At 59.0% G+C, this 12057-nt stretch carries 8 protein-coding genes and 1 riboswitch; of the genes, 2 read left to right on the forward strand and 6 right to left on the reverse strand.

The features are described 5' to 3' along the window. Positions 1–40 precede the first annotated feature (40 nt). On the forward strand, positions 41–916 hold the full coding sequence (locus GSQ82_RS02590; protein WP_158790472.1) for an oxidoreductase: 876 nt from the start codon (positions 41–43) through the stop codon (positions 914–916). Between the two features lie 100 nt (positions 917–1016). On the opposite strand, the gene GSQ82_RS02595 is transcribed toward GSQ82_RS02590, so the two are convergent. From GSQ82_RS02595 to GSQ82_RS02615, 5 genes are all read right to left on the reverse strand, one after another. After that, complete coding sequence (locus tag GSQ82_RS02595) at positions 1017–2741, reverse strand: AAA family ATPase (protein WP_158790473.1); 1725 nt, start codon at positions 2739–2741, stop codon at positions 1017–1019. Continuing rightward, positions 2738–7096: a cobaltochelatase subunit CobN gene (gene cobN / locus GSQ82_RS02600; protein WP_254061376.1), complete on the reverse strand. Its 4359-nt coding sequence runs from the start codon at positions 7094–7096 to the stop codon at positions 2738–2740. Before cobN ends, GSQ82_RS02595 begins: the two co-directional genes overlap by 4 nt. 118 nt (positions 7097–7214) lie before the next feature. Beyond that, a riboswitch (cobalamin riboswitch) is annotated at positions 7215–7412 on the reverse strand. Between the two features lie 73 nt (positions 7413–7485). Beyond that, positions 7486–8139 (reverse strand): 3-oxoacid CoA-transferase subunit B, encoded by a 654-nt coding sequence (locus GSQ82_RS02605; RefSeq protein ID WP_158790474.1) that lies wholly within the window; start codon positions 8137–8139, stop codon positions 7486–7488. Continuing rightward, entirely contained in the window at positions 8136–8840 is a 705-nt protein-coding gene (locus GSQ82_RS02610) for a CoA transferase subunit A (protein ID WP_158790475.1), read from the reverse strand. The genes GSQ82_RS02605 and GSQ82_RS02610 overlap by 4 nt, the downstream gene beginning before the upstream one ends. A 56-nt stretch (positions 8841–8896) precedes the next feature. Further along, the gene (locus tag GSQ82_RS02615; RefSeq protein WP_158790567.1) at positions 8897–9982 is read right to left on the reverse strand and encodes an aldose epimerase family protein; all 1086 of its coding nucleotides are present in this window, start codon (positions 9980–9982) and stop codon (positions 8897–8899) included. Positions 9983–10175: 193 nt separating this feature from the next. Here GSQ82_RS02615 and GSQ82_RS02620 point away from each other — a divergent pair, with 193 nt between their 5' ends. Then, positions 10176–11402, forward strand: a complete 1227-nt coding sequence (locus GSQ82_RS02620; RefSeq protein WP_158790476.1) for an SGNH/GDSL hydrolase family protein — start codon at positions 10176–10178, stop codon at positions 11400–11402. Positions 11403–11424: 22 nt separating this feature from the next. On the opposite strand, the gene GSQ82_RS02625 is transcribed toward GSQ82_RS02620, so the two are convergent. Then, on the reverse strand, positions 11425–12051 hold the full coding sequence (locus tag GSQ82_RS02625) for an HAD family phosphatase (protein WP_158790477.1): 627 nt from the start codon (positions 12049–12051) through the stop codon (positions 11425–11427). Between the last annotated feature and the right edge of the window lie 6 nt (positions 12052–12057).

A 12057-nucleotide genomic window follows, 5' to 3' on the forward strand; every position in this document is an offset into this window, starting at 1 on the left:
GAGTGAGTACTCATCCATTACTTAGAGGAGAAATTTCACTATGTCTAAGGTGTGGCTCATTACCGGAAGCTCTCGCGGTCTTGGTCGTCAACTCGCAGAGTCTGTTCTATCAGCCGGATACCAGTTGATAGCTACCGCTCGCAATCCAGCTCAACTTGCCGGTCTCGTTGAGCGATATGGCGACCAGGTCCATGCGGTCGAACTCGACGTTACCAATCCGCTCGCCGCCCGCAACGCAATTCAAACTGCTGTCGACACCTTCGGTCGTCTCGACATCGTCGTAAACAACGCTGGATACGGCAATATAGCTGCCATCGAAGACATTACCGATAAAGATCTGCGGGCGCAGATGGACACGAACTTCTACGGCGTAGTGAACGTCACACGCGCTGCTATTCCTGTTCTCCGCAAACAAGGCTCAGGACATATCATTCAGGTCTCATCGATCGGTGGTCGCCTTGGAGCGGCGGGCCTGAGCGCCTATCAATCAGCCAAGTGGGCAGTTGAAGGCTTCTCAGAGGTGCTCTCCAAAGAAGTCGGCCCTCTCGGCATCAAGGTCACCATCGTCGAACCGGGCGGCTTCCGTACCGACTGGGCCGGCTCGTCGATGCAGATTGCGGCGATACGCGACGTGTACAAAGCCACTGTCGGCGCGCACGCTGCACATGCGCGAGCCTCAAGCGGTAAACAGCAGGGAGATCCGACAAAAGCCGCGCAAGTCATCCTCCAGGTCGCGGAGATGGCTGAACCGCCGCTGCGACTGCTCCTGGGGAGCGACGCTGTCTACCTCGCTGGCTTGGTTGCGGCACAGCGTTCCGCGGAGGACGAGAGGTGGAAGAGTTTGAGCCTGTCGACCGACTACGAAGGAACCGAAGATCCCGCGAAAAGGCTCGCCCACCTGGTCGATTCGAAGTAACGAACAATAAGGAACATCACGCACCGAGCTGCGATAGCCTAAATAGAGGTGGTGGAGAGGTGAATATACCGTCTTCGCCACCTCTCTATCCAGGGCAGGCCTACCGACTTTGCACTCTCTTCAGCAAAATGGGAAAGTCAAAGCCAGCCTCAAGAGCATCTAGGTGGATCAACTCCGCGTGCATCGCCTCAGCAAGCTCCTTCGCTCTGCCAAGAGCTCCGCTACCGAACTCAGAATCGATCACCAGTGCCTGACATTGAATTCTCGCCGCCGCCTGGAGCGCGTCACGCCAAGGATCATCCGTACGAGACGCAACATTCGCGCGGCCATCCGTAATCAAAAGCAGCAGCGTCTCAGGAGTAATGAACTGATGTGCAAGCTCCAGTGCGTGCGCCAGGGGAGTCCGCCCGCCCGTCGGCAGATACTCCAACGCAACAAGCACCGTCGGGACGTCGTTCGTAGGCTCCACCAGGACCTCCGCCCTCTCCCCTCGAAATACGATCACCGCCACCTCATCACGCCGACGCGGCGAACGTTTCACCAGACCGGCAACCGCCCCCTTTACCACCCGCATACGATCTCGTGCCGCGTGCGATCCACTTGAGTCAACGACAAACACAAACCGTGACCCCGCCAGAGGTTCACGAACTTTTTCATACAAATCCTGCAGCCGCGGCTTTGGCTGCCCTGTCTGCGTCACCGCCTCCAGGACGGAAGATCGCACATCCAACTCGTCGGGAGACTCCGTCCGCCTGCTCCTCACAACTGGCCCCGGAGCCTGCTCCTTTCGTGCAGCCACAACTCCGTTTCTATCCTCAACCGGCCAGCGAAGCTCGGGCACTTTGATCTTCTGCGCCGAAAACTGCTGTTCCCTTCCCTCTCCAAACGTCTGCTCATCCTTGGCCTTAGATTCTTGCTCAGATGCAGGCGGCTGGTTGGCAGAAGGCGGTTGACTCTGCGGAGGCTGAGGAGTTTGAGGCACGCGGCTAACACGATGCGCAAGTGCCAGCGGAAGCACAGCATCGATATGCTCTTCGCAAACGACGTCGTTGCCCAACAAAGCAGCCTGCGCACAACTTGCCCGCGCAATCGCAAGGTCCGCACGAAGCGAAAGCACACCCAATTCGCATACAACGGTGCTGATCCGCTCCAACATCTCTGGCGGAAGGCGAACAGATGAAAGTCGAGCCCGTGCAGCAACGACGCGCTCTTGGAGATGAGACTGCTCCTCCGTCCATTGGCCCGCAAAATTCTCCGCATCGATGTCGTACGCAAGCCTCCGTTCCACTACCTTTCTTCGTTCCGCAACAACTCCCGAAGTGTGTATATCCACGACAAGAGCAAACCGATCCAACAACTGAGGTCGCAGCGTGCCCTCTTCAGGGTTCATGCTTCCCATCAAAACAAACCGCGCATCCTGCACGATGCTAAAACCCTCTCGCTCAACTGTACATACGCCCGTCGCGGCCGCGTCCAGAAGAGCATCCGCAAGATGATCAGGCAGAAGGTTGACCTCATCCACATACAGCACACCGCCATTGGCCTCCGACAGCAGACCGGGACGAAGCGACGGCTCACCCTTCAACGCGCTTCCCAGATCCATTCCGCCGAGCAAACGATCTTCAGTGACACCGATCGGCAGATTGACGAACCGTGCGGGCTGCGGCAACAACTCAGCAAGCGCCCTCGCCGTCGTCGTCTTTCCCGCGCCCTTGTCACCGCGCAACAACACGCCCAAACGCCAGTCCACCGCGGCAAGCAGCAACGCCATCTTCATCTGCTCCTGCCCTACGATTGCTGCAAATGGATAGACCGCGCGGCTCATACTGTCACCCTCCTGGTCTCGCCGCGAGCCTCAAGCAGGGCCTCGCTATCCAGCAGAACTCCGCGTAGCGCTTCCAGCATCTCTGCCTTCGGCTGCTCCCACAGACCGCGCTCACTGGCCTCGAGCAACCGCTCCGCAATCGCATTCAGCGCCCACGGATTCGACTGCTTCAGAAAATCCTGAGTGCTCTCATCCAGCGCATAGTGTTCCGCCAGTCCTTCGTAGACAAAGTCAGGAGCGATATGCGCTGTAGCATCAAAGCCGAAGATATAGTCCACCGTCGCCGTCAGTTCAAGCCCGCCCTTATAGCCATGCCGCTTCACACTTTCGATCCACTTCGGATTGATCACGCGCGAGCGATAGACCCGCAGCGCCTCCTCCCGCAGATCCCGCATACGCACCGCATCCGGCCGCGAACTATCACCGAAGTATGCCTTGGGCTGCACGCCAGTGAGCGCACGAATCGTCGCCACCATACCACCGTGAAACTGAAAATAATCATCCGAGTCGAAGATGTCATGTTCACGGTTGTCCTGATTGTGCAGCGCAACCTGCACGCTCTTCAACCGTTCGCCGAATATAGCGCGAGCATCCACACCATTCGCCTGCTTGCCATACGCATAGCCGCCCCACTCCAGAAAGACCTTCGCCAGGTCGTTATCTGTCTTCCAATGATGCGTCTCCATCAGCGACAAAATCCCCGCGCCATAACTCCCAGGCTTCGCACCAAAGATTCTGTACCGCGCCGAAGCCTCCGCCGCTTCCATCCCCTCATCTCGATTCTTTTCGAGGTCGCGCAGATAGTGTTTGCGAGGAAAGTTCATCTCTAACGGCTCATCCTGCTCAATCACCAGCGCTACTGCGTCATCGATCATATCGATCAAGTGTGGAAACGCATCACGAAAGAATCCGCTGATCCGCAACGTCACATCGATGCGCGGACGCCCAAGCTTCTCCAGCGCAATCAGCGTAATCCCCTCCGGCCGCCGCGACTGCTTATTCCACATCGGCTGCACGCCGAGCAGAGAAAGCACCTCACTGACGTCATCGCCGTGCGTTCTCATCTGCGACGTTCCCCACGCGCTCAGTCCCACCGTCTCCGGATACTTATTCTCCTCCGCGCGGTAACGCTCAATCGCCTCATGCGCAAGCTGCTGCCCCACCCGCCACGCCGCCTCAGACGGCAACGCTCGAGGATCGACCGCATAGAAGTTTCTTCCCGTCGGAAGAATATGCGCCATCCCCCGTGTTGGCGCACCCGAAGGCCCTGCCGGAACATACCGTCCCTCCAAAGCATCGAGAACGTGCTCGACCTCTTCATTCGCACGCTCCAGCTTCGGCACAATCTGCTCACACGCAAAGGCAAGCGCCTCCGTCACCTCGTCCGAGACGGAACCAATAACCGCACGCTGCACCTCATCAAGCTTGTCGATTCGGAAGCCAAACTCCTCCAGCCTCGTATAAAGATCCAACGCCATCGCATCCAAAGTCTCAAGCACATCGGCATGCGTGTGGCAGACCGTCGCGTCGAACGTAACCGCCTTCTCCAACCTCTGCCCCGGCTCATCTAGAAGCACCTGATAATCGAAGCCAAGATTCCTCGCGATGCTATCCAGCAAGCTTGGAGCCCCTGCATTCACCAACCGCGTCATCGACCGCAGCATCTCCGGCAGCGGCGGCATGTTCCCGAGAATATGCAGTCCATCGCGAATCTGTGCCATACCAAGCTCACACAGATAGCCGTCAATATCCTCAATCAGGTGCGCCACCTCACTCCCGCTCATCTCAGCAAGCGTCGCCGGCACACCCTCAGGCGTCAACTCATCATCCCAGTCATGCTTATGGTCGCCATGATCCCGCGAGAGCATATTTCTCAGATCAAGATCAGCCTTCAGATTCGCATCCTGAATCAGCTCCCATATCTGCTGTTGAATAAACGGCAGCTTCGACGGATCCAGCTTCTCCACAGCATAGTACTCATTCACCAGTTGATTCAAAGCAGCCAGCGGTCCATAGGTCTCAGCACTCGTCATCGGCGGTGTCAGGTGGTCGACGATGACCGCATGCGCTCGGCGTTTAGACTGACTTCCCTCACCCGGGTCGTTGATGATGAACGGATAGATGAGCGGCATATCCTCCAGCAAAAGATCCGGAAAACAATCGCCGGACAAACCAATCGACTTGCCCGGCAACCACTCCAGCGTGCCATGCTTGCCCACATGCACAATCGCATCGGCACCCCAGCCGCCCGCCTCCACCGGCGTAGCCAGCCACTGATAGAACGCCGTGTAATGATGCGTAGGCGGCAGGTCCGGCGTGTGATAGATCGCATCCGGATTGAGCCCATATCCACGCGGCGGCTGAATCGCAATCAGAGCATTCTCCAGATGCATCGCGGCAAATAAATAATCGTCCGCAGCGGTCCACGGCTCATGGTCCATCGCCGCAATCTTCGTCGCTACCTCGCTCATCAGCTTCTTATCAATCTTCGGCGAAGAAGACCGCAGCGTATAACCACGATCCGCAGGTTGCCCCCACATCTCTCTCATCCGCTTCTGAGGAGCCTCAGGAAAGCCATCAAACCTCTGCCGATATACCGCACGAGAGTAGCGATGCGCACGCGATGCATCCAGCGGATGCGCATCGTCATAAGTCCCACGCGAGATCAGATCATGAATCAAATCATCCGCCGACTCCGGCAGCGCCCCAATCGAATACCGCCGTCCCTTCATCGCACGAAGAAGATTCAAAAGACTAGCCGGTGAATCGAGACCGACCGCATTCCCTACCTGCGCTGCCTTCGTCGACGAGTTCGTTAGAACAAAAGCCACTCGTTTGTAAGCATTCGGCAGACGCTGCAACCGCGCAAACCTCGCCGCGATCCCCGCAACACGATCCACCCGCTCCTCATGCGGCACATAAAGATCCCCACCCTGCGCCGCGTTGCGCTCCTTGAACGAGATCGGCACCGAGATGATACGTCCATCGAACTCCGGCAGCGCCACATTGATCGCAGTATCAAGCGCATTCAATCCACGCCGCGACACCTCCCAGTTCCCACGCGGCATCCCGCTCGATATCGCCTGCACTACAGGAATACCAAGTCGCTCCAGGATCGAAATATTTTCGCCGGCAGCCGTCACCTCGCCCGTATTGATCTGCCCCAAAGCAAACGACAACGTCGAGATGATCACGTTCGCCCGTCCTTCCACCAGGCGCAACGCAGCGGGAAACCCATCATCCATCGCCTTCATGCTCGAAGTAAAGACGCACAGCGCATTCATCCCCCGAGCCTCCACAGCCTCGGCCAGTGCATCGATAAACGCCGTGTTTCCGCTTAGAAGGTGCGCGCGATAAAACAGAATAGCCGCGGTAGGCTTCGCCGGATCTACCCGCCGCATCCAGTCCTCATACTCCGCATGCTCCATGTCCTGCATGTAGATTCCATGCTCGGCAGGCGTCAGCGGCGGCTCGTATCCATGTCCAGTCAGCAGCAGCCTGTCAGACAGAAACTTCACGCACTCCGCCATATTGGTAGCGCCGCCACGTTCCAGATAGGTCGTCACCGAAGCGACAACATCCGCCTCCACAGTGCCCGCATTAAGAAATTCAGGATTGAACTCACCCGTTCCACTCACCACCACAAGAAATCTATCCTGCGCAACACACATCGCACGCAGCTGGCGGAAGCCGGCCACCGACTGCAGCGGGCCATGCAGACGCAGCACGATGATCCGCGCACGAGACAACGCACCTTCGATCAGCGCAACCATCTGCTCCTCGCTACGCAATCCATTCAGCGAGTACGGCACCAGGTCGACACCCTCGGGAAGTGCGGGCCGCGCATTCTGCAGCGTCACCAGATCGGTATCGGCATGCGACAGAAGTGCAATCCCCTGTATCGTCTTCCTCTCACCCTCAATCGAGATCAACGCCGGAGCAGCAGGCCGCGCATCCCAGTCGTAAAAATTAAACACATACTCCAGCAACTCCTCAGGAGGCTGCAGAAAGCGATCCGTATCCAGCATCGAGTCGATATACGCAAATATCTGCTTCACCTGCCACGGGCTATTCACCGAGTGGAACCACACCGAGCGCCCGTCGAACACCAGGCTCGCCACATTCGATAGCACACACGGCCCCAGGCATCCCGCCTTCGTCAGATGAACAGCGTTGCGCATCCTCCGCCGCATCCACTCTTCCTTGTACGTCTCCACCGGAACCTGCGCATAGCCGCGCTCCGTCCTGCCGCAGCAGCAGCCAGTGAAGCAATACGAGAGATGCGCACGCCTCTGAACGATATTTACCGGACGTCCATCCGCCCGTACCACACGCTGACGATGCAGGTCACTCAAAGCGTCCTCCCACAGACCTGCGACGTCGACGTCAGAGTCTCGACAACCAGACAAAGGTGTTTAGGGTAAAAGCTGTATGAAAAAATTGGAATCATGCATCGTCCTGTTCTCCGCAGAAGCCTGCTGGCTGCTCTCAGGTAGGTCTCCTGGCTTGGAGGTTGCAGTCAGCGACTGCACCGCCGCTTTACCTTCCCCAGCCGTCACGCCGAGTGGTACATCAAAGCAGCTTTCCTCACTTACAGTGGCGGAACCGCGCCGGCTCTTCACCGGACTTCCCTGTTATGCCCTGGCGGGCACCTGAGATAGTCCCGTTATACCACAAGGCCACACGCCGAATGTCAGCCGTTTGTCATCGCAGACGCAGCGTTCCAGCTCATCACAAACGCCCTTTAAGCCGTCATCACCCGCAACTCCGGCGACACCATCAACCTCGCCTCCGTCCGCGCCTGCACCCCGGCAGCGTCCATCCCCTCCGCCACCTCGGTCAACACAAGCCCGTTCGCTGTCACCCGAATCCAGCAAAGTTCCGTGACGATATCGTGCACCACACTCTGCCCAGTCAGCGGCAGCGTACACTGCTTCAAAATCCTTGAAGCCCCGTCCTTGGTCTGGTGCTCCATCGCAACGATCACGCGCCGAGCACCCGCAACCAGATCCATCGCCCCGCCCATCCCCTTCACCATCTTTCCCGGAATCGTCCAGTTGGCGAGATTGCCCTTCTCATCCACCTGCATCGCCCCGAGAACGCTCATATCCATGTGGCCGCCGCGAATCATCGCAAACGACTCCTCGCTGCCAAAGAACGAGCACCCCGGAAGCTCCGTCACCGGCTGCTTACCCGCATTGATCAAATCAGGATCGGCACACTCATCCGTCGGCGGCCCACCCACCCCCAGCATCCCATTCTCCGACTGAAACATCACATCGATCCCCGCAGGCACATACCCCGCAATCATCGTCGGCAGACCGATGCCCAGGTTCACATAAAAGCCATCCTGAAACTCTCGCGCAATCCGCCGTGCAATCCTCTCCTTGCCCGTCACGCCGCACCTCCCGACTGGATAAACTTCGACTCAATCGGCTTTCGATACGCCGCGCCCACAACGATGCGATTTACATAAATTCCTGGCGTAATAATGTGGTCAGGATCAAGCTCCCCCGGCTCAACCAACTCCTCCACCTCAGCAATCGTCAGGTCCGCAGCCGTCGCCATCACAGGATTAAAATTCCTCGCAGTCTTGCGATACACAAGATTCCCCAGCCGATCCCCCTTCCACGCCTTGATCAGCGCAACATCCGCATGCAACGCCTGCTCCAGCACATACGTCCTCTCGCCGATCTTCCGCGTCTCCTTGCCCTCTGCCACCACCGTGCCCAACCCCGTCGGCACATAGAACGCCGGAATCCCCGCGCCACCCGCACGAATCCGCTCTGCCAGAGTTCCCTGCGGAATCAACGTCAGGTCCAGCTCGTTCTTCAACACCAGCGCCTCCAGCCGACGATTCTCGCCCACGTAGCTCCCCACATGCGACGCGATCATCCCAGCCTCCAGCATCAACCCCATGCCAAAGCCGTCGACACCCATGTTGTTGCTGATCGTATGCAGCCCAGTCACGCGCCTCCGCACCAGCGCCGCAATCAGATTCTCAGGAATGCCGCAGAGCCCAAACCCTCCCAGCATGATCGTCGCCCCGGAGACAACATCTGCAACCGCTGCATCGGCGGATTCCACAACTTTATTCATCGATTCGAAGTCCTTACGCGGCGGCCGCACACACGCCGCGTTCTCTCTTGTACGTACTACTTCGCCTGCGTAGAAAACGTAAACGTCGTCGTGCTGTGCCGCGTCTCACCCGGCTTCAGCTCCGTCGTCGGAAAAGCAGGATGATTCGGCGAGTCCGGAAAGTGCTGCGTCTCCAGGCAGAACCCTGCATGCTTCTCGTGCCCTTCCTGTGCCGTGCCGTACTTTGCCCCGGTCAGGAAGTTCCCGGTATAGAACTGCACTCCAGGCTCAGTCGTCGTCACCGTCAGCACGCGTCCGCTCAAAGGATCGTAGACCCGCGCCGCCGTCTTCACCTCGCCGTTCTTTCCGCGAAGCACCCAGTTATGGTCGTACCCGCCCGCAAGCTTCAACTGCTCGTTCGGTTCGTCGATGCGCGCCCCGATCACCGTCGCCTTACGGAAGTCAAACGGCGTACCCTCCACAGGAGCGAGCACGCCTGTAGGAATCAATCCCGAATCCACCGGCGTGTACTGATCCGCAGGAAGCATCAACTCATCGTGAAGAATCGTTCCCTGTCCATCGCCAGCCAGATTGAAGTACGAGTGGTTCGTCAAATTCACCACCGTATCCTTGTCCGTCGAAGACACATAGTCGATACGCAGCGCTCCATGATGGACCGTGTACCGCACATGAACCGTCAGCGTCCCCGGAAATCCCTGGTCCCCGTCCTTGCTCACCAGCGTCATCTCCACGCCGTCTGCAATCGCGCGTCCCTGCCACACCATCCGGTCGAACCCCACCGTGCCGCCGTGCAGCGAGTTCGCATGATCGTTCGTCGGAATCTGATACTGCTTCCCATCCAGCGAGAACTTGCCGAACGCAATGCGATTTCCATAGCGTCCCACAATCGCGCCGAAGTAGGTCGACTTATCCGCGAGGTATCCATCCAGTGCGCTGTATCCCAGCACTACATTGGACATCTTGCCATCGCGATCCGCAGTTTTAATCGAGACCACGCGCGCGCCATACGTCATCACGCTCGCCTCAATCCCCTCACTCTTCAGCGTATACAGATCCACCGCCGTCCCGTCCGGCGTGGTTCCAAAGGTCGTCTTCGTCACAGAGCCGTGTGCCGCCATTGCAGTTGTCATGCTAAGCAGCATAATCCCTAGCCATCTCATCGTGATACTCCCCCCATGCTCGTCTTTCGATCCGCCGTCTCGCGGCATCGTCGCCTCGACTCCGGCAACCTTCGCAACTATACGTGAACCCATCCCGTCACGAAACCGCCATCGAATCACACGAAGTCGGATCACGGTAAGATGGATCGTCGAAACAATCGAGCCCAGGATGGTCATGACCGCGCGCACAAGATTCTTTCTTCCCCTTCTCTGCCTCTTCGCCCTGACCACTAGCCTTGCCACCGCCGCAACGCCCGACCACTGGGTCGGCACCTGGGCCGCCTCACCCATGGCGCCAAACAACACCGCCACAAAGTTTGCTGCCCTCGGCACCGACGGCACCACCCTCCGCGAGATCGTGCACATCTCCATCGGCGGCCCATCCATCCGCGTCATCTTCACCAACGAGTTCGGCCTCGAACCCCTCACCATCACCGCCGCCCAGGTTGCCCTCAGCGCCGGAGCCGGAGCCATCGTTCCCTCCAGCGCCACCCCGCTCACCTTCGGCGGACGCGCCTCCGTCACCATTCCTCCCGGAGCCCTCATCGTCAGCGACCCCGCTCCCCTCAAAGTTGCGCCCTTCGCCGACCTTGCCGTCAGCCTCTTCCTGCCCGACCAGCCCGTCACCCAGCTCACCCAGCACCCCAACGCCAGCCAGACCAACTACCTCGTACCCGGCAACGCCATCAGCGCCGCCACGTTCGACTCACCCCAAACAAACACCTCATGGGACTTCTTCAAAGGAATCGACGTCGCCGCCGACAACGACACCGCCTCCATCGTCACCCTTGGCGATAGCATCACCGACGGCGCCGCCAGCACACGCAACACCAACTCACGCTGGCCCGACGTCCTAGCCCGCCGCCTCCAGGCCAACAAGAAGACCGACCGCCTCGGCGTGCTCAACGAAGGCATCGGCGGCAACCGCATCCTGCACGTCAACACCGGCCCCTCCGCCCTCGCCCGCTTCGACCGCGACGTCCTCGCCCAGGCAGGCGTCAAGTACCTCGTCATCATGGAGAGCATCAACGACATCGGCAACGCCACCTCGCCCACTCATCCCCGCGACCCGGTCACTGCGGACGATCTCATCTTCGGCTTCACCCAGCTCGCCACCCGCGCCCACACCCACGGCATCAAGGTCATCGGGGCCACCCTCACACCCTACGTCGGCGCAGGCTACCAGTCACCCGAGGGCGAAACCATCCGCCAGACCATCAACAACTGGATCCGCACCTCGAACCAACTCGACGGCGTCATCGACTTCGACAAGGCCACCACCGACCCCACCCATCCAGGCATGCTCGTCATCCTCTACGACTCCGGCGACCACCTCCACCCAAACGATGCAGGCTACAAAGCCATGGGCGAATCCATCGACCTCAACCTCTTCACCAAATAAAATCCGAACGCACCCAGCTGCCTTACCCGGCTAGTATCTTTTCCCGCTCCCACGGCTGCAGCACCTTCACCGAAGCCATCCCCGCCGCCGTAGCCGACTGAATCCCCATCTCCGTATCCTCAAACACCAGGCAGTCCTTCGGCTCAACGCCAAGCCTCGCCGCCGCCACCAAGAACGGCTCCGGATCAGGCTTGCTCTTCACATAGTCTCCCGCGCACACCAGCGTCTCGAACTTATCCAGAATCCCCAGCGCCTCCAGCGACCGCGTCACCGAGTCCCGCGTACTGCCCGACACCACCGCAAACGGAATCTTCCCATGCGTCATCTCGATATGCTCCAGTACCTCCGGCACCGCCTCCAGCTGCGGCAGAATATCGAAGTACATCCCCTCCTTGCGGTGAGCCACCTCGTCCGCCGGCATCGACAGCCCCTGCCGCTGATTCAGCGTCGCGATAATCTCCGCCACCGGCATGCCGCCCCACGAATAAAACAGCTCCTCCGGAAACTCGCATCCCCACTCCGCCAGCACCTTGCTCCACGCCTTATAGTGCAGCGGCATCGAATCCACAATCGTCCCATCGCAATCGAACAAATAAGCCTTGAACGGCCCTTCCGGCAACGTCAACTTCCGCGTTTCGTTCTTCAACATCATCTC

It is taken from the genome of Granulicella sp. L60, assembly GCF_009765825.1.
GTDB lineage: Bacteria > Acidobacteriota > Terriglobia > Terriglobales > Acidobacteriaceae > Edaphobacter.

What these genes read in the sequence shown, in the direction of transcription:
- GSQ82_RS02590 (WP_158790472.1), top strand. Translation starts at nt 41, where the DNA reads ATGTCTAAGGTGTGGCTCATTACCGGAAGCTCTCGCGGTCTTGGTCGT.
- GSQ82_RS02595 (WP_158790473.1), bottom strand. Translation starts at nt 2,741, where the DNA reads ATGAGCCGCGCGGTCTATCCATTTGCAGCAATCGTAGGGCAGGAGCAG.
- GSQ82_RS02610 (WP_158790475.1), bottom strand. Translation starts at nt 8,840, where the DNA reads ATGAATAAAGTTGTGGAATCCGCCGATGCAGCGGTTGCAGATGTTGTC.
- GSQ82_RS02615 (WP_158790567.1), bottom strand. Translation starts at nt 9,982, where the DNA reads ATGCTGCTTAGCATGACAACTGCAATGGCGGCACACGGCTCTGTGACG.
- GSQ82_RS02620 (WP_158790476.1), top strand. Translation starts at nt 10,176, where the DNA reads ATGACCGCGCGCACAAGATTCTTTCTTCCCCTTCTCTGCCTCTTCGCC.
- GSQ82_RS02625 (WP_158790477.1), bottom strand. Translation starts at nt 12,051, where the DNA reads ATGTTGAAGAACGAAACGCGGAAGTTGACGTTGCCGGAAGGGCCGTTC.